Source organism: Bradyrhizobium sp. WSM2254 (genome assembly GCF_000472645.1).
GTDB classification, from domain to species: domain Bacteria; phylum Pseudomonadota; class Alphaproteobacteria; order Rhizobiales; family Xanthobacteraceae; genus Bradyrhizobium; species Bradyrhizobium niftali.
Genome location: NZ_AXAB01000002.1, coordinates 73,323 through 98,327 on the forward strand (window position 1 = coordinate 73,323; position 25,005 = coordinate 98,327).

Annotated in this window: 21 protein-coding genes; 4 read left to right on the forward strand and 17 right to left on the reverse strand. The window is 65.7% G+C overall.

Features of this window, described 5'->3' with window-relative positions:
• Positions 1 to 23: 23 nt before the first annotated feature.
• Complete coding sequence (locus tag A3M7_RS0102850; protein WP_027542563.1) at positions 24 to 920, forward strand: DMT family transporter; 897 nt, start codon at positions 24 to 26, stop codon at positions 918 to 920.
• Positions 921 to 939: 19 nt separating this feature from the next.
• On the opposite strand, the gene A3M7_RS0102855 is transcribed toward A3M7_RS0102850, so the two are convergent.
• From A3M7_RS0102855 to A3M7_RS0102875, 5 genes are all read right to left on the reverse strand, one after another.
• Positions 940 to 2,739, reverse strand: coding sequence for a cache domain-containing protein (locus tag A3M7_RS0102855; protein ID WP_027542564.1), 1,800 nt, complete (start codon positions 2,737 to 2,739; stop codon positions 940 to 942).
• Between the two features lie 8 nt (positions 2,740 to 2,747).
• Complete coding sequence (locus A3M7_RS0102860) at positions 2,748 to 3,719, reverse strand: ABC transporter substrate-binding protein (RefSeq protein ID WP_027542565.1); 972 nt, start codon at positions 3,717 to 3,719, stop codon at positions 2,748 to 2,750.
• A gap of 377 nt (positions 3,720 to 4,096) precedes the next feature.
• Positions 4,097 to 6,355: a CHASE3 domain-containing protein gene (locus A3M7_RS0102865; protein ID WP_027542566.1), complete on the reverse strand. Its 2,259-nt coding sequence runs from the start codon at positions 6,353 to 6,355 to the stop codon at positions 4,097 to 4,099.
• On the reverse strand, positions 6,352 to 6,768 hold the full coding sequence (locus A3M7_RS0102870) for a response regulator (protein ID WP_025575669.1): 417 nt from the start codon (positions 6,766 to 6,768) through the stop codon (positions 6,352 to 6,354). Before A3M7_RS0102870 ends, A3M7_RS0102865 begins: the two co-directional genes overlap by 4 nt.
• A 242-nt stretch (positions 6,769 to 7,010) precedes the next feature.
• The gene (locus tag A3M7_RS0102875; RefSeq protein ID WP_027542567.1) at positions 7,011 to 7,655 is read right to left on the reverse strand and encodes a BA14K family protein; all 645 of its coding nucleotides are present in this window, start codon (positions 7,653 to 7,655) and stop codon (positions 7,011 to 7,013) included.
• Positions 7,656 to 7,885: 230 nt separating this feature from the next.
• Here A3M7_RS0102875 and A3M7_RS0102880 point away from each other — a divergent pair, with 230 nt between their 5' ends.
• A complete protein-coding gene (locus A3M7_RS0102880) occupies positions 7,886 to 8,293 on the forward strand; it encodes an NADH:ubiquinone oxidoreductase subunit NDUFA12 (RefSeq protein WP_027542568.1) in 408 nt (135 codons plus the stop codon).
• 613 nt (positions 8,294 to 8,906) lie between these two features.
• Here the strand turns inward: A3M7_RS0102880 and A3M7_RS0102885 are convergent.
• On the reverse strand, positions 8,907 to 9,593 hold the full coding sequence (locus tag A3M7_RS0102885; protein WP_027542569.1) for a DJ-1/PfpI family protein: 687 nt from the start codon (positions 9,591 to 9,593) through the stop codon (positions 8,907 to 8,909).
• A gap of 94 nt (positions 9,594 to 9,687) precedes the next feature.
• Here A3M7_RS0102885 and A3M7_RS0102890 point away from each other — a divergent pair, with 94 nt between their 5' ends.
• Positions 9,688 to 10,626, forward strand: a complete 939-nt coding sequence (locus A3M7_RS0102890; protein ID WP_027542570.1) for a GlxA family transcriptional regulator — start codon at positions 9,688 to 9,690, stop codon at positions 10,624 to 10,626.
• Between the two features lie 97 nt (positions 10,627 to 10,723).
• On the opposite strand, the gene A3M7_RS43670 is transcribed toward A3M7_RS0102890, so the two are convergent.
• The 3 genes from A3M7_RS43670 to A3M7_RS0102905 form a co-directional block, all read right to left on the reverse strand.
• A complete protein-coding gene (locus A3M7_RS43670; protein ID WP_198033687.1) occupies positions 10,724 to 13,858 on the reverse strand; it encodes an acetoacetate--CoA ligase in 3,135 nt (1,044 codons plus the stop codon).
• A 365-nt stretch (positions 13,859 to 14,223) separates the two neighbouring features.
• Complete coding sequence (locus tag A3M7_RS0102900) at positions 14,224 to 15,231, reverse strand: Na+-dependent transporter (RefSeq protein ID WP_027542571.1); 1,008 nt, start codon at positions 15,229 to 15,231, stop codon at positions 14,224 to 14,226.
• A 97-nt stretch (positions 15,232 to 15,328) separates the two neighbouring features.
• Positions 15,329 to 16,276, reverse strand: a complete 948-nt coding sequence (locus tag A3M7_RS0102905; RefSeq protein WP_027542572.1) for an alpha/beta hydrolase — start codon at positions 16,274 to 16,276, stop codon at positions 15,329 to 15,331.
• 207 nt (positions 16,277 to 16,483) lie between these two features.
• Between A3M7_RS0102905 and A3M7_RS0102910 the strand changes: the two genes are divergently transcribed.
• Positions 16,484 to 17,521 (forward strand): DUF2155 domain-containing protein, encoded by a 1,038-nt coding sequence (locus A3M7_RS0102910; protein WP_027542573.1) that lies wholly within the window; start codon positions 16,484 to 16,486, stop codon positions 17,519 to 17,521.
• A 22-nt stretch (positions 17,522 to 17,543) separates the two neighbouring features.
• Here A3M7_RS0102910 and aat read toward each other — a convergent pair whose 3' ends face one another.
• The 8 genes from aat to A3M7_RS0102950 form a co-directional block, all read right to left on the reverse strand.
• Entirely contained in the window at positions 17,544 to 18,224 is a 681-nt protein-coding gene (aat, locus tag A3M7_RS0102915) for a leucyl/phenylalanyl-tRNA--protein transferase (RefSeq protein ID WP_027542574.1), read from the reverse strand.
• Between the two features lie 45 nt (positions 18,225 to 18,269).
• Positions 18,270 to 19,397, reverse strand: coding sequence for a sensor histidine kinase (locus A3M7_RS0102920; protein ID WP_027542575.1), 1,128 nt, complete (start codon positions 19,395 to 19,397; stop codon positions 18,270 to 18,272).
• Positions 19,394 to 19,834: a response regulator gene (locus tag A3M7_RS0102925; RefSeq protein ID WP_027542576.1), complete on the reverse strand. Its 441-nt coding sequence runs from the start codon at positions 19,832 to 19,834 to the stop codon at positions 19,394 to 19,396. The genes A3M7_RS0102920 and A3M7_RS0102925 overlap by 4 nt, the downstream gene beginning before the upstream one ends.
• Complete coding sequence (locus A3M7_RS0102930; protein WP_027542577.1) at positions 19,831 to 21,357, reverse strand: CHASE3 domain-containing protein; 1,527 nt, start codon at positions 21,355 to 21,357, stop codon at positions 19,831 to 19,833. Before A3M7_RS0102930 ends, A3M7_RS0102925 begins: the two co-directional genes overlap by 4 nt.
• A gap of 103 nt (positions 21,358 to 21,460) precedes the next feature.
• Positions 21,461 to 22,819 (reverse strand): acetyl-CoA carboxylase biotin carboxylase subunit, encoded by a 1,359-nt coding sequence (accC, locus tag A3M7_RS0102935; protein WP_027542578.1) that lies wholly within the window; start codon positions 22,817 to 22,819, stop codon positions 21,461 to 21,463.
• Positions 22,820 to 22,878: 59 nt separating this feature from the next.
• Positions 22,879 to 23,367 (reverse strand): acetyl-CoA carboxylase biotin carboxyl carrier protein, encoded by a 489-nt coding sequence (gene accB / locus A3M7_RS0102940; RefSeq protein WP_027542579.1) that lies wholly within the window; start codon positions 23,365 to 23,367, stop codon positions 22,879 to 22,881.
• A gap of 37 nt (positions 23,368 to 23,404) precedes the next feature.
• Positions 23,405 to 23,872, reverse strand: coding sequence for a type II 3-dehydroquinate dehydratase (gene aroQ, locus A3M7_RS0102945; protein ID WP_027542580.1), 468 nt, complete (start codon positions 23,870 to 23,872; stop codon positions 23,405 to 23,407).
• Between the two features lie 228 nt (positions 23,873 to 24,100).
• Positions 24,101 to 24,949 carry a DUF1236 domain-containing protein gene (locus tag A3M7_RS0102950; RefSeq protein WP_027542581.1) on the reverse strand — a complete coding sequence of 283 codons (849 nt, stop codon included), beginning with the start codon at positions 24,947 to 24,949 and terminating at the stop codon, positions 24,101 to 24,103.
• Positions 24,950 to 25,005 lie beyond the last annotated feature (56 nt).

The following is a 25,005-nucleotide window of genomic DNA, read 5'->3' on the forward strand; positions in this document are numbered from 1 at the left end:
CCCGTTTCTGCCGGGTACCCCACATGCTTGATTCGACGCGACCGGGCCTGCGACCGCGCATCGCCCCGGCCGGCCTGATGTTCCTTGCCATCACCTCGGTGGGCTGGGGCTTCAACTGGCCGGTGACGAAGTTCCTGCTCGCCGAGCTGCCGCCGCTGACGCTGCGCGGGGTGACCGGCGTGCTGGGCGCGGTGCTGCTCGCCGTCCTCGCGCTGATCCGCCGGCAGAGCCTCAAGGTGGGGCCGGGGATCTGGCCGCGCTTACTGACCGCCGCCGTCCTCAACGTCACCGGCTGGATGGTGCTGATGGGCCTGGCGCTGCTCTGGCTGCCGGCCAGCGAGGCGGCGCTGATCGCCTACACCATGCCGGTCTGGGCCTCGATCATCGCCTGGCCGGTGCTGGGCGAGCGGCCGACCGTGCTGCGCTCGCTGGGGCTGGTGATGGCCTTCGTGGGCCTCGCCTCGATCATGGGCGGCAACGGCTTTGCCGCGAGCGTGGAGAAGCTGCCCGGCATCATCATGGCGCTCGGCGGCGCGCTCGGCTTTGCCGTCGGCACGGTGTTCTCGAAGAAGTACCCCATCCACCTGCCGCCGATCACGGCCGCGGCCTGGCAGATCGGGATCGGCTGCCTGCCCATCTCGATCGTCGGTCTGCTGGTCGAGACCTCGCATCTGGAACTGGTGACGCCGGTCGGCTGGTGGCTCCTGGTCTATTCGACCGTGGTGCAGTTCTGCATTGCCTATGTCAGCTGGTTCGCAGCGTTAGCGCGCCTGCCGGCTTCGGTCGCTGCGATCGGCACCATGGCCGTACCTGTCATCGGCGTCGTCGCCTCCGCGCTCGCGCTGCACGAGCCGCTTGGGCCGGGACAGATCGCCGCGCTGATCTTCACGCTCGCGGCCGTGGTGCTGGCGACGCGCTAGCCGTCCGGACGCCGGGGTATCAGTGGTCCTGAGGCTCTTTCTCTCGCCGGCGTTGTCCCGAGCCCGGCGGTTTCGACGGCAGGTCAGCAGGTGCGACAGCAAAGACTTCGAGGGCCTGGTCGTAGCCTTTGATGTTCCGCTGCCCGAGCGATGCCAACGGAATGCTGCCCCTTACCCTTCCAGCGATAGTGGGATCAGCCAGGATCTGCGCGTCCTTCGCGAGATTGCAGAGCCGCGACGCCAAATTCACCACGGCTCCCATCGCCGTGTAGTCCAGCCGACCGTTATAACCAACCGTTCCTACCGTTGCCGCTCCCATCGCAACGCCCACACCAAAGCCGATCGCGTGGCCGGAATCGTACCATTTGCCCGCAAGGGACTGCACGGTCATTTGCAGGTCGATCGCGAGGCGGACCGCTTGAGTTGCCGGCTGTTCGCACGCGACCGGGGCATTGACGAGGAGCATGACTCCGTCGCCATCAAAGCCGATGAGCGTTGCCTCGTGACGAGTCGTCACGGCGCCAACGGCCTCGTAGTACTCGCGCATGACGGCCATGATGACATCAGGTTCATTGCGCGTGGAGAACGCCGTGAAGCCGCGCAAGTCGCCGAAAATGACAGCGACTTCACGTCGCTGCCCTTCGAGCAGTTCATGAGAATGCTCGACCAATTCGGCGACCTGTGATGGCAGGAACTGCTTCAGCCGTTCGATCCGCGCAGATTTCTGCTGCGAGATCGCCAGTTCGGAAGCCATTTCATTGAAGCGCAACGCCAGTTGCTGCAACTCGTCACCGCTGAAGATTTTGATGCGATGCTCGAATTGTCCGGTTCTGATCCGCTCCACGCCCTCTTCCAGTTGCTTGATCGGGCCGGACATTCTGTGCGCGCGCCAATAGGCGAGCGCCAGCGCGATAAGAACACCAAAGGCAATCAGAATTGACGAGCGCCACAACGCCGCGCGAATGGATGCAAAGGCTTCCGAGACCGGCTGCATCGCGATCACCGTCCATCCCACATCGGCGGCTTGAACGGATAGCGCCACCACCGGCTTGCCTTGGTCCCCATTTATCACCGCCGCTCCGCTCGCCGCGCCAACGAGATGCTTGATCCGGCTGAAACTGCCCGAGCTGGCGCGGCCGCGCAGAACCAGACTGATGTCGGGATGGGCGATCAGATGACCGGAGTCATCGACAACAATGGCGTAGCCGGTCTCGCCAATTCTAATGGCAGCGATGACATCCCAGATCAGCTTCAGATTGACTTCGGCGATCGCAACCCCCGCGGCCGGCAGGCTCCCGGCAACCGCGATCCTCATGTAGGGCTCTGAATCTCGCTGGTACTGAACCGGTCCGTACCAGACCTTGTTGGCGCGTGCGCCCAGAACAGCGGGATCCGTGGACATATCAATGCCGCGCCCGGTCCTGTTCAGAAGCAGCCTGGAAACAAAGACCCGTTCAGTGCCGGTCTCATCCAGAAGCGAAACCGACACGATTGCGGGCACCTGCTGGAGGAGGCGCAAGGCGTCGGTCTTATGTTGCGCATCGTCTCCGGCAGACCAGGGAAGCTGCACCATCCAACCCAGCTGATCCCGGATGCCGTCGGTGAATGCCTCGATCCGGTCGGACGCCGCGCGAGCATCGGCCTGCAGCACCGCGCTGATCTGGCGGCGCTGGTCTCGGTAACCGAAAGACGCCTCGACGGCCGCGCCGAGTATCAGAGGCACGACCGCAGCGACAAACAGCGTCGCGAAGTACTTGCAGAACAGCGAGCGACGCGGGGGCGTCGTACACGAAGAGGACTGCGCAGCACCGTCCGTCATAACTGCTCTCAGGAGATCACCTTGCTGGCGCGAAACAGGATCGACGACACGTCCAGGTCGATACCCAGAAGCCTGGCTGTCTTCAGATTGACTGCCAGTTCAAACTTCTCGGGGCGCATCACCGGAAGATCTGACGGATTTTCCCCGCGCAGGATGCGATCGGCATAAGTGGCAAGCCGAAAATAGGTCGTGCGCTGGTTTGCGCCGTAACTCAAGAGACCTCCAGCGTCACAATATTCAGACCAGCCAAACATCGAAGGCAGCCGGTGCGCGATTGCAAGCTCCGCAATCTTTGCACGATGCACCAGCGTCACGGCATCGGGAAACACGAGGAGAGCATCCGCGTCCACTTTGCCGGCGGCCGTCAACCCATTCTCGATTTCGCGAGCGCCACAGAACGGAACGTAGGCTGCCTCAATGCCGAGATTCCGGCACGACTCCAAAGTCGCACGCCATTCCAGTGGCTCTCCCGGATGATCCGTGTTCGAGAAGACCGCCAGTTTTCGCAGCTTTGGATAAATGTCCTTGAGCAGCTCAACGCGCTTTCCCGCCAGCTCGAGCGACAGGAATGTGCTGCCGGTGAAATTGGTGCCGGGGTGAGCAAGGCTCTTCACCACACCCAAAGCGACGGGGTCACCGCTCAATGCAAACAGCACGGGGATGTCGGTGACCGCGGTCATGACGCGTGTCGCCGGACCGCTCGAGACCACAAGGTCGATATCCCTCTGTTGCAACTCGGAGACATTCTTGCGCAGTGCCTGCGGATTTCCAGGGGCATAGTGCGTCTCGAAGGTTACGGTCTTGCCCTCGACGTATCCCAGCGCGCGCATTCCCTCGCGAAAGCCGTCCAGGAAGGGATCCGGTTCGGAGGCGGTCGAGACCCAGAAGATACGATGCAGCTTGGCTCCGTCCTGCGCCCGTGCGATCGCAGGCCAGGCCAGTCCTCCACCAATCAACAAGATGAACTCTCGTCTTTTCATCCGAGCACCTGTCGAAGCTGCGCCGTCAATTCCGGCCGCCGTCCAGGATCCTAGCTGTACGTCTGGTGACTGCGCTCGGTATCGCGCTCCGCAAGCGGACTGTCGCGACGCCGGCTCCAACATTTGTCGCCGAGAGCATGCTCAGAGATTGGGCTGGTGAGACGATTTGTCCTTGAGACGCGCTTGATTTTTGCTTGAGACCGGCCCGATCGGAATCAAAACGGCCTTACTCGTTGCATCGCGCGGTTTCGGAACACCTCCGGCGCGCATCCGGGCGAGCCACGGCGTCTCAAGAGGACAACCGGAAGTCGCATCCTGAGCCAGTGCGCTCGACCACATATAAGCGTGACTGCAGCGTGCCTTCGGCAGTCCACGCGCTAGCCCGCCGCCATCCCGCTGCCATTCAGCGCCTTCCGGATCATCTCCGCGAGCTGGTTTCTCCGATACGGCTTGGTCAGCAGCAGCACGCCGTCGTCGAGCTTGCCGTGGTGGACGATGGCATTGTCGGTGTAGCCGGAGGTGTAGAGCACCTTCAGGCCCGGCCGCCGCTTTGCCACTTCCTCGGCGAGCTCGCGCCCGCTCATGCCGCCGGGGATGACGACGTCGGTGAAGAGGAGATCGAAGGCCTGCCCGGCCTCGATCAATTGCAGCGCGGCGCGGCTGTCGGGCGCGGCGACCGTCTGGTAGCCGAGGCCCTGCAATTGCGCGGTGACGAAGTTGCGCACCAGCGGATCGTCCTCGACCACGAAAATGGTCTCGGCGCCGCCTTCGGCCTGCGGCGCGACGGGAGCGGCCGCTTCTATCGCGCCTTCGCCCGGCGGCAGATAGAGCTTGATCGTGGTGCCGTGGCCTTCCTCGCTGTAGATCTTGATGTGGCCGCCGGACTGCTTGACGAAGCCGTAGACCATGGAGAGGCCGAGGCCGGATCCCTTGCCGACCTCCTTGGTGGTGAAGAAGGGCTCGAACGCCTTCTCCTGGACGTCCTGCGGCATGCCGGTGCCGCTGTCGCTGACCGCGAGCATCACGTAGGGGCCGGACACCACATCCGCATTGGCCTGCGCATAGGCTTCGTCGAGCACGACGCGGTGGGTCTCCAGCAGCAGCTTGCCGCCGTTCGGCATGGCGTCGCGGGCGTTGATCGCCATGTTGAGCACGGCATTGGTGAGCCGGGACGGATCGATGTGCGCGGTCATCGGCCCCTGTTCCAGCACGGTCTCGATCTGGATCTGCTCGCCGAGGGTGGGGCGCAGGAGTTTTGCGATGTCTGATATCGCGGCGTTGATCTCGACGTTGCGCGGCTGCAGCGGCTGCCGGCGCGCGAAGGCGAGCAGGTGCTGGATCAGCTCGGCGCAGCGCTCGGCGGCATCGTCGATCAGGCGCGCCACGCGCTGGAGCGCGGGCTGCTCCTTCAGGCTCGCCACTAGCGTCTCGGTATTGCCCGAGATCACCGTCAGCATGTTGTTGAAGTCGTGCGCGACGCCGCCGGTCAGCTTGCCGATCGCATCCAGCTTCTGCGACTGTTGCAATTGCCGCTCGGTCTCGCGCGAGGTGGTCGCATCGTGATAGACCAGCACGGCGCCCGAGATGTCGCCTTGTCCGTCCCGCATCGGCCGGCCACTGATCATGAGGTGGCGGACCTGATTGCCGCTGTGCGGGCGGACGATCATCTCCAGGTCTTCGAACTCCTCGCCGCGCAGCACGCGCACCGAAGGCAGCTCCTCGGCCTTCATCGGCATGGCGCCGTCGCCATGAAAGACGTCCGACAGCGACCGCAGACTGCTCAGGTTCATGCCGGCGCGGTGCAGCAGCATGCGCTCCGCGGCCGGATTGGATAGCAGAACGTTGCTCTCGACGTCGATGACCAGCACCGCCTCCGCCATGCTGCGAAAGGTGCTCTGGAGCACGTTGACGGACAGGCGGAGCTCGTCATGCGCGGTGACCAGATGTTCGGTGCGTTCGGCCACCGCCGCCTCGAGTTGCTCCTTGGCGGCCGTAGTCTCCAAAAGCGTGCTCTTGAGCGCGCCCTCGGTGCGCCGGCTCTCGCGCATCACCATCACGACCAGCAGCAGGATCACCAGCGCGCCGGCGACATCGATGCCGAGCAGCACGATGCCGGTGCGGCGCGAATCCTGGGAGCGCGCGGCGAGCAATCGTTCTTCCTCTGCGCTCAGACGGTCGAGATTGCCCATCACGGTGTCCATCAGGCCGCGGCCTTCCGCCTTGCCCTGGAGCGCGGCAATGCCGGCCTGGTCGCTCTCGGCGCGCAGGCGCATCGCCTCGGCGGCGATCTCGACCCGACGCAGCGCCAGCGGCTCGGTGCCCTCCAGCAGCGCGACCTGATCGGGGTAGTCGCGCACGCCGCGCTTGAGGTCGGCGAGTGCCGGCGCGATCTGGGCATGCACCGCCTGGAATTCGTCGCTGAAGGCCGGGCTGCGATAGATCTCGTAGCCGCGCGCGGCGCTCTCGGCCCGGCGCAACAGGACGCGCAGATCGGAGATCTTCTTCTGGACCTGGACGGCATGGCTGACCCACGCCGTGTCGGACCGCGACTTGACGTCGAGGCCGATCGAGGCGGCGGTGATGATCAGGAGGATTGCAAGTCCAGCACCGAGAATGACGCGCTGCGTTGGGATCAAGGGGCTTCTTTCTTGTCCTTCGGCTGTGCGCTCTCGCCCGCGAGGCATTCCCGAATTGTCGTCAGCAGCGCTTCCGGCGTGAACGGCTTGCGCAGGCAACGCGTTGCGCCGAGCTCCAGCGCCATGCGGAGGAAATCGGGAGAGGGCGAGGCCGACGATGCGAAGGCGTAACCGGACATCGCGATCAGCGGGATCGCCGGCGCGCGTTCGTGAAAGATGCGGATGGATTCAAAGCCGCGCATATGCGGCATGAAGATGTCGACCAGCATCACATGATACGTCTGCGCTTCCAGCGCAGCCAGTCCCGTTTCACCGCCGTCAGCCAGCGTTACGTCGAAGCCCTGACGTTGGAGAAGGACCTCGATGGTCGCGCCGACCATCGGATCGTCATCTACCACGAGAATACGCGGCATGACCTTTCCCAGTAGATCGAAGTCCCCGTATTGGTGATATCCGCGAATCGTGGGTCGGGTCAATTTTGGATTGGATCAGGGTAGATATGCACGGTGCGGTGAATAAAGGTCCCTTTGCATCGACTTGTACATAATCTCGCAAGGACGGAATCGGCTGCACGCGAAACTGGTGAAAGCGGAGCACACGCGAAAACGGCGCCGCATCGCCGCGACGCCGTTTCTTTCAAGCATAGTAGATGTGGTTACGGGCAGGGATGACGCAGGCCGTCGTAGCCGAGATAGGTGCCCGACGCCGGGTCGTAGGAGCGGTAGCGCTGCGCGCAGTAGCCTGCGGAATCGCCGCCGCTGTCGGGAACGACCGCCACTGACGGCTCGTCGTAGTAGCTGTCGTCGCCGTAGTAGTAGGGATCGTTGTAATACCCGCCACCATAATAGGCGTATGAGCCGAGGCCGCCGATCGCAGCACCTGCCGCGAAACCGGGCCAGAACCCGCCGCCGCGATGGTGATGACGCCAGCCGCCGTTCCAATTGCCGCCACCGCCCTGCCAATTGCTGCCGGCGGCTGCGAAGCTGCGGCCGCCGCCACCGACAACCGACGGTGCGGTGCCGATGCTGGGACGCACGGCTGCGCCAGCCGCAAAGCTGGGACGCACCGCTGCGCCAGCCGCAAAATTGCCGCCGCCACCGCCGATCCGTGGACCAGCGCTGAAGCTGCCACCGCCCATTCGGGCGGCGCCGCCACCGCCAATGTGAGCACCGCCGCCGCCGCCGATATGTGGGCCACCGCCACCGCCACGGCCGCCATGGCCCTGCGCGAAGCTCGGTGTCGCCAACGGAAGGACCAGCGCCAATGCTGCCGCCGCGCTCAAGACTCTCAGACTGCTCATGGTCAAACTCCTTTTCCAGGGAGCAAACCCCTTGAAAGGGGGGAGGTTCCTGGATCACGCGGGTGTGCGCGTGAAGGGAGCGTCTCACCGGGCCGCTGTACCCGGCATGAACGGATCGCGTCCGATTTGCGGCGGGGCGCGCATTTGCGTGGGGCAAGGCCGCACCTGCCGAACTGGACATTTCGCCGTCCGGATGGCATCAGGACCCGACGAAGCAGGGCCCTTGCCGCATGAAACAGTTCTTCCTCAAGTTCTTCACCTGGTGGAGTGGCCAGACGTTTGGCACCCAACTCTGGACCAAGCGGTACGGCGAGCTGGTCGGCCAGGACGAGCAGGGCAATCTCTATTATCGCACCCGCGGCGGGGCGATCGATCCGACGCTCGGCTTCGAGCGGCGCTGGGTGATCTATAACGGCTATGCGGAAGCGAGCCGAATCCCGCCGTCCTGGCACGGCTGGATCCATCACGTCGTCGACGTGCCGCCGACGCAGGATAATTACCAGCCGCGCGAGTGGGAAAAGCCGCACCAGCCCAATCTCACGGGCACGGCCAACGCCTACCGCCCCTCGGGCTCGACGCTCGCCAGCGGCAAGCGGCCGAAGGCGACCGGCGACTATCAGCCTTGGACCCCCGGCTAGGCTTCCAGCCTCCGCCGAATCGCCATCGTCGGATTGGATGCAGGCGCATCCGACTGATCCCGCTGTGGACAACGGGAACAGCGGGGATGCCGGCTGTGCGGGCGTTGTGTTCGCGCCGGCGATGCGGCTCAATGGTCCCATCTTACGGAGATGGGAGACCATCGCGTTCGGTTCGGGCAACAGCTCGCGACTGTCCCGAAATGCAGCGGCCGCCGACCAGGACTCGATCGGGAGATAGGCCCCCGGTCTGGAAGCTCCGAAATCGCCCGATGAAATGTGCAGCCGCCGTAAGACAGGAAAGGCCGCTTGGGAAACCGAGCGGCCTTTTTCTGTTGGAGGTGGGTTGCGTAACTGTCTCGTGCCCCGGACGCAGTGCAACGCCATAGCGTTGCGCTGCTGCGCGTCCGGGACACGAGAGGAGCGAAGGCAGCTACTCCACACTCCGTCATTGCGAGCGCAGCGAAGCAATCCAGACCGCCTCCGCGGAAAGTCTCTGGATTGCTTCGCTGCGCTCGCAATGACGGTGCGGATGCAGCTTTCGCCAAACTACGGTCTCGTCCCGGACGCGGCGCGGGGCTGTACGCCGCACCGCGTCCGCGGCGCGAGGCAGAGGCTAGTTCACCCGCTCGGCGGCGCGCTTGACCGCCTCGAGGCGGCGCGCCTGATTTGCTGCCCCGCGCTCTCTCAGCAAGGCCAGCACTTCGGCTGGCGCGGTGTCGGGCGAGCCGGACGTGAACGGCGGGGCGGGGTTGTATTCGATCTGGAGCTGGATCGCTTCCGCCGTGGTGCGGTTGACCAGGATCGAGACCAGCGTCAGCGCGAAATCGATCCCTGCGGTGACGCCGCCGCCGGTGATGCGATTGCGGTCGATGCAGACACGCGTCTTGGTCGGCGTTGCGCCGAACTGGCCGAGCATCTCCATCGCGCTCCAATGGGTGGCGGCGCGGTAGCCCTTGAGCAGCCCGGCCGCACCGAGCGCCAGCGCCCCAGTGCAGACCGACGTGACGTACTTGGCGCCTTCGGCCTGCTTGCGCAGGAAATCCAGCACCTCTTCGTCATTGAGCAGATCATTGGTGCCGCCGCCGCCGGGCACGCAGATCACGTCGAGCTGCGGGCAGTCGGCGAATGTCGTCGTCGGCGTCAATGTCAGCACGGAATCGCTCGGCACCGGCTCGATCCGCTTCCAGATCAGATGCAGCCTGGCGCCGGGAACGGCGGAGAACACCTGCAAGGGGCCGGTGAAGTCGAGCTGGGTGACGCGCGGAAACACCAGAAGTCCGATCTGGAGCGGGGACGACATCGGAAGATCCTCCAATCAAGGGCTTGACGCGCGCAAACTGGCATGATGCCCTTCTGTCCAAAATGGCGTAATTCCCTCTATTTCGGACATGACCATGATCGGCATCCTGATTTTCCCGGATTTTCAGTTGCTCGATGCGGCGGGCCCGATCTCGGTGTTCGAGGTCGCAGCGCGCTGCGCCGGCAAGCCGCTTGCGCTGCGGGTGCTGGCGGTGAATGCGGGACCGGTGCGCAGCTCCTCCGGCGTCGAGATGGTGGCGCGTGATTTCAAATCGGCGAACGCCATCACGACGCTCGTCATCGCGGGCGGTGCGGGGGTGGCGGATGCCGCGCGCTGCGAGGTGACTCGCGCTTTCGTGCAGCGGCTGGCGCGGCGCGGCGTTCGGGTCGCCAGCGTCTGCTCGGGCGCCTATGTGCTGGCCGAGGCCGGCCTGCTCGACGGTCGCCGCGCCACCACGCATTGGGGCCGCACGCGCGATTTCGTCGCGCGCTATCCGAAGGTGAAGTTCGAGCCGGACCAGATTTTTACCCGCGACGACAATGTGTGGACGTCGGCGGGGATCACGGCGGGCATCGACCTCGCGCTGGCGATGGTCACGGAGGACCATGGCGAGGAGATCGCGCAGGCGGCCGCGCGCCAGCTCGTGCTCTATCATCGCCGCAGCGGCGGCCAGTCGCAATTCTCATCGCTGCTGGAGTTGAAGGCGCCGAACGGCCGGTTCGGCGCGCTCTTGTCCTGGGCCCGCGAAAATCTCGATGCGCCGCTCACGGTGGAGGAGCTTGCCGATCGTGCCGGCATGAGCGCGCGGCACTTTGCCCGCGCCTTTGCCGCCGAGACCGGCACGACGCCGTCGAAAGCGATCGAGCGGCTGCGGATCGAGGTCGCGCGCGAGCGCGTGCAGTCTTCGCGCGAGGCGATCGAGCTCGTCGCGGAGGCGACCGGCTTTGGTGACCCCGAGCGCATGCGGCGCGCCTTCATTCGCGCCTTCGGTCAGCCGCCCCAGGCGCTGCGGCGCGCGGCGCGGGCGGGGTAGGTGGTGTGCTCGTAAATGTGCCGTGCGCGTGCATGATCGCGAGGTCCGCGTTGCCACGAAAGCGGACGTCGACAATGCGCAAAGCGAATGTCCGCCTTCAGATGGGCAGGAGCACGATTTCCGAATACAGCCTGTCGAGCTCTTCGTCGGCGATCAACGGCGAACGGAAACACGTGGTCATCGGGAGCATCATGCCTCGTGGACGGACCGGAAAGATTCGCGCCTCCGCGACGAGCGCCGCCGTTCGCTGCCGACGCAAGATCGCCAGCTTGACGCGCTCGAGATGCCGCAACAGCAGAACCGGCGCACTACAATGCAGAATGTCCGAATAGGGGATTTTGAGCGGCTGAAATCGTGCCAGTCGTCCCAATCGACTTGCTGCAAGACGATGATCGCGGCGCTTCACCACGAGATAGGCGTAATCAGGCCCGTCGACGACAATGAGCTGCAGGCAATCATACGCCGCGTGATCGTCGAAGATTTGCCGTTGGTGGCTGGTCAGTCTCTCGCGGACCACGGCCGGATCGAAGCAGATCACCGGCCGGGTCGAGCCGAACAAGGTCGCGGCCTGTAGCAATGGCGGCATGGCGATGCGCTGCGAGTCCAGCGGTTTGAAGCGCTGTGCGATAAGGGCGGCCCAAGACGACGGCTGAGGAGTGAAGCACGTATATGTGGCGTTCGCGTCATCCAGCATTGATGCGAGCAGCGCCATGCCCCAGCCTCGGTACTGCGCGCGTACAACCCAGGAGGACAGATTGCAGACGAGGATTGCCTTCTCGTTCACCTGCCGCCGGGCAGCAACTGCCCCGATGAATCCAACCAAGGCGTTGCCGTCGAGAAGTATGAAGCCGCGGCCGTGATCCGACCAGCCATGATCGAACAGACGGCGCCATCTCGTCGCATTGATGCCCGCCTCGCGAAACGATTCCTCAAGAAAGCGGCAGACCGGTTCCACGTCCTCCGGACCGAGGGCGCGGACGTGCAGGCCCGCCCGGCCAAGCTGTTGGGCCGTCATTGCCTCCGCGCCGGAGAGGACCGCGATCAGGCCTTCGATCGACGGCGCCCGCAGAAAGGCCGAAAGGGGCATCGGATGCCCTGCATAGCGCTCGATCTCCAGGAGCAGGCTGACTACGGCCAGCGAGTCTGCGCCGAGGTCCAGAAGATTATCGGACCGGCCGATCGGAGCCATGTCCAGCACGCGCTCGCAGATCGCCTGCAGGTCTTTCCGCAGCTGCTCAACGTCAGGGAGCACTCCACAGACCGGGGTCGGCTCCCGAGACACACTGGCGGTCGGAGGCGCTCGCAGAACCGGATGGTTGGCAATGGCCTCGAGGCATTCGGCGTTCTGCAGGGCGTCGCGATTCCGTACAGGGCGGCCGTTCACCGCATCCCGCGCTGCGATTTCGGACCGCTTGCCGTTAAAGGTGACGGGAAGCGCGTCGACCTGTGCGATACGCGCCGGCACGAAGGCCGGCGAGCCGCAGCGTGCAAGCTCGGAGCGGATATGCTTGGCGAGAGCGCTGTCGAGCACCACGCCTTCGCGCAACACGAGCAACAAAACCATGCGTGTGCCGCCTGGCTCGTCCGCTTGTTGCTCGACCGCCATCGCCTCGATGATCCCCCCGACGTCATCGAGGATGCGGTAGATCTCCGCGGTCCCTATGCGGACGCCGCGCACGTTGAGGACTCCGTCTGAACGACCATGCAAGCGCCAGCCCCCATGAGGCGTGGCCTCGATCAGATCGCCATGTGTCCAAAAGCCGGGGTTCTGAGCAAAGTAGGTGGCGTGGAAGCGGGTACCGTCGGCATCGCCGTGAAAGCCCAGGGGCCGCGAGGGAAAGGGGTTGGCGCAGACCAGTTCGCCTATCACCGCCTGCGGATCGTCAGGCGGCGGCAGCGAGCGGACATCGAGGCCGAGGCTGCGGCACTGCGCCTCGCCGCGATGGACCGGCAGATTCGGACTGCCAAGGACGAAGCAGCCGATGATATCCGTGCCGCCTGAGATCGTCTGCAGCGGCATCGACGACTTCACTTCGCTGCTGACCCAGTCGTACTGGCGCGGATAGAGGATCGAGCCGGTCGAGAGCATGGTGCGCAGGGCGGAAAGGTCGAACACCCGCGCGGGGGAGAAATCCTTCTCCGCGCAGAAGTGCAGATAGGCGGGATTGGTGCCAAACACGGTCACGCGTTCCTCGGCAACAATCCGCCAGAACGTGTCCGCCGCTGCGAGCGGCCCGTCGTAGAGGACAATCTCGACGCCGGACGCCAGTGCCGAGAGCTGCCAGTTCCACATCATCCAACCGCAGGAGGTTTGGAAGAACAGCCTGTCGCCGTGTCTGAGGTCACAGTGCAACCGGTGCTCCTTCACATGCTCCAGTAAGGTGCCGCCGGCGCCGTGCTGAATGCATTTTGGCGGGCCCGTGGTGCCCGAAGAGAACATCGTGAACAGCAGATGGTTGAATGGGTGACGGGGCCAGGCTGGCCCAATCTCGCCACCATCATCATCACCGAGCAGATCGGCAAGCCTGTGCAGAGGTGGCGTCCTCTCGTCGGCGTCCAGCGAGCCATCGTCCAGCGCAATGATCGCCGCGAGGCTCGGCAGGCCGGCCGCCGTTTCGAGGACGCGCTCGGCGACGGGGATTCCCGCATCCCATCGCTCCGCTCGTAGGCAGCCGAAGAGCACCACGGGCTCGAGAGGGGCGAACCGCGCCAGGATAGCGGGCACGCCCATGTCCGGCGCGCAGCTGGCAAAAGTCGCGCCAATGGCGGCGGTCGCCAGACAGGCAATGACCGCCGCGGCATTGTTGCGTGCGATTGCCACGACGTGGTCGCCCGGGCGCACACCGAGCCGCTGCAACGACCTCGCCAATCGATCAACCGCGCCGCGCAGCGCGCCACGCGTGAACCGGTCGCGGCTGCCGTCAGCGTGGCAGGCTGTCAGGACCGGCTGGCCGGGACTGCCGGCGAGGAGGCACTCGGCGTAGTTGAGACGAAGATCCGGGAAGAAGCGCGCGGTCTCGCAGGCATCGCCGACGCAGACGGGCTCGGCTGCACCGTCCCGCGGCACGTCGGACCACTCGAGGAAGAGACGCCAGAAGCTGTGGAAATCCTCCACCGAGAAGCGGTCCATCGCAGCGTGATCGCGCAGCTGCTGCCCCGTTCGGGCCTCACACCACTGGCCGAAAGCAGTGAGCTGAGAATGTGCGATGCCAAGTGCGTCGGGACGGAACACAACTTCCTCCAAACCCGCCTCTAGGTGGCACCCGACGACCAGGCCGCAAGCAACGTTAGATAGCGTTCGTATCGCTCGGGGAGAATCATCCTCCGGGGGTATGTGGCGGATTGGCGCAGGTTGGCGGGAGTACCCCGCTTGAGCACCGGCGAGCGTAAGCCGCCACTCCTAGGATTTGATGCCGCCACGCTCTTTGGCACCATTGTGGTCTTGCAGTCGGCGACCCCAGAGAGAACACCTCCAGCCCCCTTTGGGGTCGTCTCCTTGGTGGCCGCTCTGGGTCAGAGGGTGTGAAATTCCGAGAGTGGAACCAGCCTGTCCGGTCTACCGCGAAAGCAGACATCCCCGGATTTATGAGCACATGCCTAGGTCGTGCTATTTGTAGCGGCCCGGCCGGAGGTGCCTGCGCGCGCTGTCAATCGCCGCGCGATCGGCATCAGCATGTAGGGCGCAAGGTGAATTGGAAACTGCGTCAGCGCGAAATAGAGCCAGGTCGTCGCCGGCAGCGCGCCCGCGGTCGCGGCCAGCATCAGCCCGAGATTGCGCTGTGACACCATCAGGCCGATTGCGAAGGCGCGCTCATGGCCGACGCGCCGGAAGATCAGCGTCGTGACGGCGAGCAGGGTGAAATAGACGGCAAAGGCGAGCAGCGCGACGCCGATCGTGAACAGGGGGGCGGCGAGGAAGTCGGTTGCGACGTCGCCCATCACCGCCGAGGCGAAGACCAGCAGGATGACGATGTTGATGCCGTCGATCGGACGCTTGTGGCGCTGGATCGCCTCGCTGCCGAACAGGCGACGGATGACGGTCGCCGCAAGCAGCGATGCCATGAGGATTCCGAGCAGCTTCAGGCCGAGCGTGAGCGGCGAGATGCTGAGCATGCCGCCGAGAAACAGGCTGGCAAACAACGAGGCGGTGAAGGGGACGAGCGCGGTCGAGGTCACCAGCGTGACCAGCACCAGCGTGGCATCGAGGCCCATCAGCGCGGCGAGCGCCGGCGCGGCCATCATCGGCGAGGCCATGCCCTGGAGCATCAGCGCGAGAGCAAGGCCGGGCGAGCCATCGCTGAGCCCGGTTGCATGAGCCGTCAGCCCGACGATCAGCGGCACGCCGATCGTGGTCCAGGCGGTGGCGGCCGCGACCAGCGCCGGCCGGCGCAGATGTCCGCAGAGCGCCGTCAGGTCGACCCGCATGAAGGAGATGCAGAGCAGAAGGAAAATTGCCTCAGTGACGTAGGGGCGCAGCAGCGCACCGAGCGGCGGCACCGCAACCGCGATGAAGGCGATCGCCGCAACGGCGCGCGTGCCCTGGTCGCCGAGCCATGTCAGCCCGCGCAGGGGAATGGCGAAGATCGTTTTGCGAATGGAAGGCATCTCGGTCTGAGGCGGTGCGTAGCCCGGACATCCGGGACAGATGTTCTTGCGAGGTGAGAGCGGTCCCGCATGTCGCTTTGCTCATGCGGGCTACGGATTACCCCAATCCCTTCAACCACGCGCCGATCTCGCTGACGGCGACATTGGCCTGTGGCAACAGCTTGCCCATGGTGAAGAAGCCGTGGAACTGACCGGGAAAGTGCTTGTACGTGACGGGTACGCCGGCCTGCTTCAGGCGCGCGGCATATTCGTCGCCTTCATCGCGCAGCGGATCGGCGCCGGCGGTCAGCACATAGGCCGGCGGCAGGCCGGCAAGGTTTTCCGCGCGCGCCGGCGAGGCGCGCCAGTCGTGGATGTCGGCGGCGGCACCCAGATAGTGATCGCGAAACCAGCGGATCACCGAATGCGTCAGCAGCACGCTGGTCTCGAGTTCGCTGTGGGAGCGGTGCGTCATGGCGAAATCGGTCGCCGGATAGATCAACACCTGGCCCGCGATCGCGGGATGGTTGCCGTCGCGCGCGGTGAGCGCCACGACCGCGGTGAGATTGCCGCCGGCGCTGTCGCCGCCTATCGAGAGACGGGCGGCGTCGATGCCGAGCTCGCGCGCGTTCGCGGCGACCCATCTGGTCGCGGCAATGGCGTCCTCGGTGGCCGCGGGAAACTTGTGCTCGGGCGCGAGGCGATAGTCGACCGAGATCACGATCAGCGCGGCTTCGACCGCGAGCTGGCGGCAGACGACGTCATGGGAGTCGAGATCGCCGATCACCCAGCCGCCGCCATGGAAGAACACCAGCGCCGGCGACAGGCCGTTCTGCCGACGCGGGTCCTTCGGCACGTAGATGCGGGCGGGGATCACCCCGTGCGGCGCCGGGATCGCCAGCGGCGCGACACGTGCAAGTTCCGGCGGTTCGGGGTTGGTGGCAAAGCGCGCCTGCGCGTAATAGGCGCGCGCCTCCGGCGCGGTCAGCGTCTCGTAGGCGGGGCGGCCGGACTCCTGGAACGCCTTGTAGACGGCGGCGGCATCGGGATCGAGCACAACGGGCATGGGGGCGACCTTGGGGCTTCCAGTTATCGTCGGACGGCGCGTTCGGGGGGCGGGGCCCGCCTCGGGCCCCAGGGAAGGGTCCTCCGACTATCCCATTCGGCCGGCGGTCTGGCCAGCCGGCGCCGGGCTGGGCAGGAATGCCGCCCTTTCCCCGCCGTATTCGGCGTGTTAACCGGATGGCCTGCGAGCGGCGGTATCCCCTGTAGAATGACCAGCAAGCCCGATTCGCTGTTGAAGCCGCGCGAGAAGATGGTTCGAACCCTTACCCTGACAGGTCTTGCGGCGCTTCTGGCCGCCACTGCGCTCACGGCTGCGACGCCCTCGCAGGCGCAGATCGGCACGATCTTCTCCGATCCGCCGCCGCTGCGGCCGCCCGGTAGCATTCCGCGCGGACAGCCGCAGCCGCAGGTGCCTGACGACGACGAGGAAGTCCCCGAGCTGCCGCCGCAGGGCCGCGTGCTGCCGTCGCGTCCGATGGCGCCGCCTCCCGGACGTCAGGGCAATGTCATGCCCGGACCGGTGGAGACCCAGCCTCTGGCGCCGCCGCCGGGGTCCAGCGCCGCGCCGCCGAACCAGCCGCCGCCCGTGGCGGTCGCGCCGCCAGGCGCCCCCCAGCCGGGCGCGCCCGGGCAGCGCCAGCCCCAGCAGAAGGGCGGGCCGGGCGGTGCCGTGCCGCAGACGCCGGCGAGCCTCCAGCCGGGCGACGAGGTCGTGACCGAGCCGCCGGCCCAGAAGATCGTGAACAAGAAGGCGACCTTCTCCGGCCTCGACAAGATCACCGGCCGTATCATCAATTTCGACGAGGAAATCGGCGAGACCGTCCAGTTCGGCGCGCTGCGCGTCAAGACCGACGCCTGCTACACACGGCCGGCAACGGAAGCCGCCAACACCGACGCCTTCGTCGAGGTCGACGAGATCACCTTGCAGGGCGAAGTGAAGCGGATCTTCTCGGGCTGGATGTACGCGGCAAGCCCCGGCCTGCACGGCGTCGAGCATCCGATCTACGACATCTGGCTGACCGACTGCAAAGAGCCGCAGCAGACCATTGCGACCGCTGCGCCGGATCCCGCGACCAAGCCGGCTGCGCCGCCGCCGCCCGCGCAGAAGAAGGCCGCGCCCAAGCAGGCCGTGCAGCAGCGTCCGCCGCAGCCATTGCCGCCTCCGCAGCAACCGCAACCGGCGCCGCCACCTCCGCCGCCGGAGCAGCGGCCAGGCCTGTTCGGGATCCCCGGCTTCGGCCGCTAAGCCCAGCCCTTGATTGATATTATTATTGTCGCGCGGCGATGATCTCGAGCGCGCGTGCGCCCGAGATCGCCTCGCCGGCCGAGAGCTCGAGGAAATCGCCGGGCTCGCCCGCCAGCGACCTGTCGAGCAGCGCGGTGTAGCGCCGCCGCGGAATCTCGACCGCGCCGAAGCTCTTCAGATGCTCGGTGACATATTGCGTGTCGAGCAGCTCGAAACCGCCATGGATGAGCCGCGCGACCAGGTGCACCAGCGCGACCTTCGAGGCATCGCGCGCGGTGTGAAACATGCTTTCGCCGAAGAAGGCGCGCCCCAGGCTCACGCCGTAGAGCCCGCCGACGAGGTCGTCGCCCTGCCAGGCCTCGACGCTGTGGCAATGGCCGAGCTCGAACAGGCCGCCATAGAGGTCGCGGATGCGCTTGTTGATCCAGGTGTCCTCGCGCCCGGCCTGCGGCGCGGCGCAGCCGGCGATCGTGGCCTTGAACGCGGTGTTGACGGTCACGCGAAACACATCCGAGCGCACGGTGCGCGCGAGCCGCGAAGCCACGCGGAATCCCTCGAGCGGGATGACGCCGCGCAATTCCGGCTCGACCCAGAACAGGGTCGGATCGTCGGCGCTCTCGGCCATCGGAAAGATGCCGCAGGCATAGGCGCGCAGCAGCACGGCCGGCGTAATTTCAGACGAAGCGGAGTCGCGCGAAGTCATGGCGCAACAATAGCAGGATCGCAATGCGGTTGCGATGGGGGCGGGTCAGCTCGCGGCGGCGGTGCTGGTCTTGCCGGGCGGCGCGGGCACGCGGCGGAACCTGAGTAGGATGCGGGTTCCGGAATGGGCGGGGTCGCGCTCGACCGAGGCGTCGAGCTTGGTGGCCATCGCCGCGACGATGCGCTGGCCCATGCCAGTCGAGCGCGGATCGGCCTTGGCGTTGTCGCCGACGCCGTCGTCGGCGATCGCCAGCAGGACGTTCTCGCCCTGCAGGGTCAGCTCGACATGGATCGGGCCGGCTCCGTCGGGATAGGCGTATTTCACCGCGTTCATCACCAGCTCGTTGACGATGATGCCGACGGCGACCGCACGGTCCGGATCGATCTCGATCGGCTCGGCCTTCAGCGTCAGGCGCGACATCCGGTTACCTTCGGCCGAGCGGCGCAGGTCCTCGAGCAGCGAGTCCAGGTACTGGCTCAGGACGACGCTCTTGAGGTCCTGCGAGGTGTAGAGGCGGCGGTGCACCTGCGCGACCGCGGCGACGCGGCCCATCGCGTTGGTCAGCGCGGCCTTGACCTCTTCCTGTCCGGCGGAGTTCGCCTGAAGATGCAGCAGCGAGGCGATGATCTGGAGCGAATTGCCGACGCGGTGATTGACCTCGCGCAGCAGCAGCTCGCGCTCGGCGGCGAGCGCGGCATAGCGGTCGCGCGAGGCATGGATCTCGGCTTCGGCTTCCTCGCGCGCCTTCTGCAATTCGGCCTGCCGCAGCGCGCCCTCGGCCGCGACGTGAAGCAGGGGGATGAAGTCGCCCTTGACGTCCTTGACGAGATAATCGGCCGCGCCCGCCTTTAGCGCGGTGACCGCGATGCTGGAATCCTGCGACGCGGTGACGAACACCACGGGCGGGGCGCCCGGGATCGCCATGATCTGCTCGAGCGTATCGAGGCCGTCGAGACCCGGCATGTACTGGTCGAGCGCAACGACGTCGATGCCGCCGTCGTTGCTGTCGTCAATGCTGTCTTGGGCAGCCGCGCGGCGGATGTGCGCGAGGCCTTCCTCGCCGCTGGCGGCATGAACGACCCTGTAGCCGCGCCGCGTCAGGCCGCGGTCGACCAGGCGCGCGAGCGCGTCGTCGTCGTCGATATACAGCAGTGTCGGTGTTCTCTGGTTCATGTGGCGGCGGGCGGGACCTGGATGACCGAGAAGAACAGCCCGAGCTGCCGGATGGCGTTGGCGAAATTCTCGTAGTTGACGGGTTTGGTGATGTAGACGTTGCAGCCGAGTTCGTAGCAGCGCTTGATCTCCTGGGAGTCGTCGGTGGTCGTCAGCACGACCACGGGCGATGCCTTGAGATACCTGTTTTCCTTGATCTGCTTCAGGATGTCGATCCCGCTCATGTCGGGCAGGTTGAGGTCGAGCAGGATCAGGAGGGCATTTCCCTTCTGGGAAAGCCCGCTGCCGTCGGCGCCGAACAGGTGTCTCATCGCATCGGTGCCGTTGCCGAACGCGATGATCTCGTTGTTGACGCCGGAACGGCGGATGTTGCGCTCGATCAGCCGGGCGTGCCCCTCGTCGTCCTCGATCATGATGATGGTAACAGGCTGCGTCATCGATCTACGTTCCGGTTGCTGGCGTTCCAGGCGACGGGCAGCGTGATCGTGAACGTGCTGCCCGCGTTCAGTTCCGACGATACCGACATGGTGCCGCCGAGACGGCGCACAAGTGCACGCACATGTGCAAGACCTATACCCTGTCCCGGCTTGTCCTGGGTTCCCGCGCGCCGGAACAGGTCGAATATCCGCTGATGATCCTTCGGATCGATGCCGCGGCCGTTGTCGCTGATCTCGAAGATAGCGTAGCCGAGCTTGGTGCGCCCGCGAATTCTGATCTCTCCGGGCACCCCGCTCTTGAGATATTTGATCGCGTTATCAATCAGATTGGAGAAGATCTGCTCCAGGGCCAGGCGGTCGCTGACGATATTGGGCAGGGACCCGACGTGGATCTCGGCCTGCGCTTCCACAGCCTGATGCGCCAGTGTCGACACGATGGCCTCGACGAATTCGCGGATGTCGATCTTCTCCGGCTGGAATTCGCGCCGGCCCTCGCGGGTGAGGTTGAGGATCGCCGAGATCAGCCGGTCCATCTTGGCGATCGACGACTTGATGAAGCCGAGCGCCTCGGAAAAGTCCGTTGAGAGCTGCTTGTCGGGGCCTTCGAGCACGATCTCGCCGGAAGAGCCGGGTGCCAGCGGTGGTCCGTCGGCCGGGACGTGGGCGAGGCTGCTGATGCGGCGGAAGATGTCGTCGCCGAGTTCTTCGAGCTCGCTGGTGAAGCCCATGATGTTGACGAGCGGGGAGCGCAGATCGTGGCTGACGATATAGGCAAACCGCTGAATCTCGTCGTTGGCCTCGCGCAGGTCTGCCGTGCGCTCGTCGACGACGGTCTCCAGGTTGACGTTGGCGTCGCGCAGGCGCGCCTCGGCCTCGTCACGGGCGCGGGCCGAGCGCCGCACCAGCCAGGTCGAGATCAGCGCCAGCAGCACGACGAGGCCGGAGCCGATGCCGGTCATCGAGGCGGCCAGCGTCTGGCTCCGGTCGGAGTTGGCGGTGCGGATCCGGAACAGCCGTTCCTCTTCGCGGATCATCGCGTTGGCCTGGTTGCTGATCGTGGTTGTGGTGTTGCCGGCGGCGGCCTCGCGGATGAGCGCCGTGGCCCTGTCGGGTTGACCCTGCTTGACGAAATCCATCTCGCGCGAGAACTGGTCGAGCCGGGTCTCGATCGCCGCGCTCAGCTTCTTGATGCTATCGCGTTGCGCCGGATCGTCGCCGATCTGGCGCGTGAGCTTGCCGAGCGCCGGGATGATCGCCGCGACGGCCTTCTCGTGATCCGACTGGAAATCCGGGCCCTGCGTCAGGAGAAAGCCGCGGGCGCTGCTCTCGGCGCGTCGGACTTCGAGCAGCAGGGCGTTGATCTGGTTCTCCACCTCGATGGTGTGGATGACCCACTTGCTGTCTTCCCGCGCCTTGTTGACGAGATAGACCGAGCCGGCGCTGATCACGGTCAGCACCAGGAGCCCCGCCGCGATCAGCAGGATCTGCCAAAATGCGCGCCGCCGCTGCGCCTCAGCCGTCACGACGGTTTCGCCCTGTTGCGCCAGTGGAGTTCAAAACGCCCCCTCGGAACTGCCCAACCGTCCAAAACGCGATTGGGGCGAAAGGGTTCCACGGGGCGGGGAGCTATTTCGCGGCGGGTTCCGCCTTGCCGGCCAGGTACTGTTCTAGCCAGTGGATGTGGTAGTCGCCGTTGATGATGTCGTCCTCGCGCACCAGCGCGCGGAACAGCGGCAGCGTGGTCTCGATGCCTTCGACCACCATCTCGTCCAGCGCCCGGCGCAGCCGCATCAGGCATTCGGCGCGCGTCTTGCCGTGCACGATCAGCTTGCCGACGAGGGAGTCGTAATAGGGCGGGATCGTGTAGCCCTGATACACGGCGGAATCGATCCGGACGCCGAGGCCCCCGGGCTGATGGTATTGCAGGATGCGGCCCGGCGAGGGGCGGAAGGTCTCCGGATTTTCGGCGTTGATGCGGCATTCGATCGCGTGGCCGATGACCTGGACTTCCTCCTGCTTCGCCGGCAGCTCGCCGCCGGCGGCGATGCGGATCTGCTCCAGCACGAGGTCGATGTCGGTGATGCTCTCGGTGACGGGATGCTCGACCTGGATGCGGGTGTTCATCTCGATGAAGTAGAACTCGCCGTCCTCGAACAGGAACTCGATGGTGCCGACGCCGAGATATTTCATCTCGCGCATCGCCTTCGCACAGGTCTCGCCGATCTTGGCCCGCGCGGCGGCGGAGAGGACGGGCGAGGGGCCTTCCTCCCAGACCTTCTGGTGGCGGCGTTGCAGCGAGCAGTCGCGTTCGCCGAGATGGATCGCGCCGCCGCGGCCGTCGCCGAGGATCTGGATCTCGATATGGCGCGGCTTCTGGAGGTATTTTTCGAGGTAGACGGACGCATCGCCAAAGGCGGATTTGGCCTCATTGGCCGCCGTCGACAGCGCCATCAGGAGGTCGGCCTCGCTGTGCGCGACCTTCATGCCGCGGCCACCGCCGCCCGCCGCTGCCTTCACCAGCACCGGGAAGCCGATCTTCCTGGCGATCGCCAGCGCATCGTCGTCAGGACCGACCGCGCCGTCGGAGCCGGGCACCACGGGGATGCCGAGCTTCTTGGCGGTCTTCTTGGCCTCGATCTTGTCGCCCATCAGGCGGATGTGCTCGGCCTTGGGGCCGATGAAATGCAGATTGTGCTCGGAGAGGATTTCCGCGAAGCGCGCGTTCTCGGACAGGAAGCCGTAGCCGGGATGCACGGCGTCCGCCCCGGTGATCTCGCAGGCCGCGAGCAGCGCGGGCACGTTGAGATAGCTGTCCTTGGACGGCGGCGGTCCGATGCACACGCTCTCATCCGACAGGCGCACATGCATGGCGTCGGCGTCGGCGGTGGAGTGCACGGCGACGGTCGCGATCCCGAGCTCCTTGCAGGCCCTGAGGATGCGAAGGGCGATCTCGCCGCGATTGGCTATGAGGATCTTGTCGAACATGGTGTCCTTAAGGGACTGGCGCGCGAAATGCGACGGGGGCAGCTGAGCTGCCCTGGCCGTTACTCAATGATGACGAGCGGCTCACCGAACTCGACCGGCTGGCCGTCCTCGACCAGGATCTGCGTCACCGTGCCGGCGCGCGACGAGGGGATCTGGTTCATGGTCTTCATGGCTTCGATGATCAGCAGCGTCTGGCCGACCGAGACCTTGGTACCGACCTCGATGAACGGCTTGGCGCCGGGCTCCGGCGCCCAGTAGGCAGTGCCGACCATCGGCGAGGTGACGGCGCCGGGATGCTTCGACAAATCGGCCGCGGCGGCAGCGGGCGCGGCGGCGGCCACCGTCAGGCCGGCGGGAGCGGCAGCGACCGGCATCGGCATGGTCGCGGCGACGCTGATGTTGCGGGCGACGCGCAGGCGCAGGCCCGCGCGTTCGATCTCGATCTCGGTGAGGCTGGTCTCATCGAGCAGCAAAGCGAGCTCGCGGACGAGCGCGGAATCCTCACTGGAAAACTTTGCGGCTGCTTTGTCGTCTGGCTGGCGCGCCATGTTCTTTGATCCGAATGTTCTGTGTGATGAGGGAGCGTCAGGCTTTGGGCTTGAGGCCGAGCTTGACGGCAAGGCCCTGGATGGCGAGGCGGTAGCCCTCGATGCCGAAACCGCAGAGCGAGGCGAAGGCTGCGCGCGCGGTGTAGGAGTGGTGGCGGAAGCTCTCGCGGGCGTGAATATTGGTCACGTGCACTTCGACCGTCGGGATCTGCACCGCGAGCAGCGCGTCGTGCAGCGCGATCGAGGTGTGCGAATAGCCGCCGGCATTGATGATGATGCCCTTCATCTTGCGCGCATGCGCTTCGTGAATGAAGTCGATCAGCTCGCCCTCGCGGTTGGACTGCCGGCAGTCGGCCTTGAGACCGAATGACGCCGCCGTCTCCCGGCACAGCGCCTCGACGTCGGCCAGGGTCGCGTGACCATACTTTTCGGGCTCGCGCGTCCCCAGCATGTTGAGGTTCGGCCCGTTGAGGACGAGGATCGTGTCGGTTGCAGGTTCGGCCATTCCAATCCCGTAATCGGTGTTTCGGCGTGGCGGGGGTTATAGGTAACAAAGCGCCCTAGGGGAAGCCTTGAAGGACCTCCCAGAGGCCTTCAGGCACCTCATCCGGGGTGCAAAAACCTGTGCGGAAGCTACGGAAATTGCTTGTTAACCAGCCCAAAGCATGGCTGCCGGCGGAACGCAAAGGGGCGGGCATTGCTGCCCGCCCCCTGAGGTTGCCGTCATCCGGCCTTAGACGTCGAGGACCGCGACGATCTCATAGGTGTTCGGATCGATGATCACGATCTGCTCGCGGACCAGCACGTAGCGGTAGCTGCGCCACTCCGGATAGATCGTTACGACGCGAGACGGCAGGGCGTGCAGCTCGATGCCCTCGCGCGGCACGCGGGTGCCGACCGAGATCGCGAAGTTCACGTTGGTCACGGGGGCCACGCGCTCCTCGCGGATCACCGACGTGATCTGGGTCCGCTGCTCGGTCGAGAGCTTGGCGGCGGCGCCGGCCTGGCCGACCGTCGTCGTTGAGGACGAGGTCGAGCTCTTGCCCTCGGCCTTCATGTCGGTCGAGGTGCCCGAGGCCGGACGGTTCTCGGCGTTGCTCTTGGTGGACGTGCCGGCCTTGTTGTCCTCGGCCTTCATGTCCTTGTGATCCTTGGCGCCGGACTTGGTCGTATCCTGGCTCATGCTCTTGGACTTGTCCTGCTGCGACTTGTCCATCTGACCCTGCGCGCGTTCGTCGGTGCGCTGGCCCTTGGTCGCGCCGGCCTTGTCCTCGGCGGCGTTCTTGTGCATCGCGCCGCCCGGGCGCTCGTCCTTCATCGCACCCGGCGATTTCTCCTCCGCGGCCGCACCCGGCTTCGCGGTGCTGGCGCCGCCAGCCTGACCGACGGTGCCCTTTTCCTTCGTCATGGAGTCCTTGCCCGTGGCGCCGCGCTCGGCCGCACCGCCCGACGGCTGTGTTTGCTGCGCGGGCTGCGCACCGGCGCCGCCGCTGTCGCGGTTCATGGTGCCCTGTGCGTTCGCCAGTCCGGTGCCGGCGACCAGTGCGAGCGCGGCAACCGAGATCATAAAGCGGTTCAACATTGAATTTCTCCTCACGTGTCTATTTGCGTCATTGCCCGCGCCAACAACGAAAGGAG

Excerpts from the sequence above, each read along its gene's own strand:
- A3M7_RS0102875 (WP_027542567.1), bottom strand. The coding sequence starts at position 7,655 with ATGAGCAGTCTGAGAGTCTTGAGCGCGGCGGCAGCATTGGCGCTGGTC.
- A3M7_RS0102905 (WP_027542572.1), bottom strand. The coding sequence starts at position 16,276 with ATGCCCGTTGTGCTCGATCCCGATGCCGCCGCCGTCTACAAGGCGTTC.
- aat (WP_027542574.1), bottom strand. The coding sequence starts at position 18,224 with ATGACTTCGCGCGACTCCGCTTCGTCTGAAATTACGCCGGCCGTGCTG.
- A3M7_RS0102885 (WP_027542569.1), bottom strand. The coding sequence starts at position 9,593 with ATGTCGTCCCCGCTCCAGATCGGACTTCTGGTGTTTCCGCGCGTCACC.
- A3M7_RS0102950 (WP_027542581.1), bottom strand. The coding sequence starts at position 24,949 with ATGTTGAACCGCTTTATGATCTCGGTTGCCGCGCTCGCACTGGTCGCC.
- A3M7_RS0102850 (WP_027542563.1), top strand. The coding sequence starts at position 24 with ATGCTTGATTCGACGCGACCGGGCCTGCGACCGCGCATCGCCCCGGCC.
- A3M7_RS0102860 (WP_027542565.1), bottom strand. The coding sequence starts at position 3,719 with ATGAAAAGACGAGAGTTCATCTTGTTGATTGGTGGAGGACTGGCCTGG.
- A3M7_RS0102870 (WP_025575669.1), bottom strand. The coding sequence starts at position 6,768 with ATGCCGCGTATTCTCGTGGTAGATGACGATCCGATGGTCGGCGCGACC.
- accC (WP_027542578.1), bottom strand. The coding sequence starts at position 22,819 with ATGTTCGACAAGATCCTCATAGCCAATCGCGGCGAGATCGCCCTTCGC.
- A3M7_RS0102855 (WP_027542564.1), bottom strand. The coding sequence starts at position 2,739 with ATGACGGACGGTGCTGCGCAGTCCTCTTCGTGTACGACGCCCCCGCGT.
- A3M7_RS0102920 (WP_027542575.1), bottom strand. The coding sequence starts at position 19,397 with ATGAACCAGAGAACACCGACACTGCTGTATATCGACGACGACGACGCG.
- accB (WP_027542579.1), bottom strand. The coding sequence starts at position 23,367 with ATGGCGCGCCAGCCAGACGACAAAGCAGCCGCAAAGTTTTCCAGTGAG.
- aroQ (WP_027542580.1), bottom strand. The coding sequence starts at position 23,872 with ATGGCCGAACCTGCAACCGACACGATCCTCGTCCTCAACGGGCCGAAC.
- A3M7_RS0102900 (WP_027542571.1), bottom strand. The coding sequence starts at position 15,231 with ATGCCTTCCATTCGCAAAACGATCTTCGCCATTCCCCTGCGCGGGCTG.
- A3M7_RS0102910 (WP_027542573.1), top strand. The coding sequence starts at position 16,484 with ATGACCAGCAAGCCCGATTCGCTGTTGAAGCCGCGCGAGAAGATGGTT.
- A3M7_RS0102880 (WP_027542568.1), top strand. The coding sequence starts at position 7,886 with ATGAAACAGTTCTTCCTCAAGTTCTTCACCTGGTGGAGTGGCCAGACG.
- A3M7_RS0102925 (WP_027542576.1), bottom strand. The coding sequence starts at position 19,834 with ATGACGCAGCCTGTTACCATCATCATGATCGAGGACGACGAGGGGCAC.
- A3M7_RS0102890 (WP_027542570.1), top strand. The coding sequence starts at position 9,688 with ATGATCGGCATCCTGATTTTCCCGGATTTTCAGTTGCTCGATGCGGCG.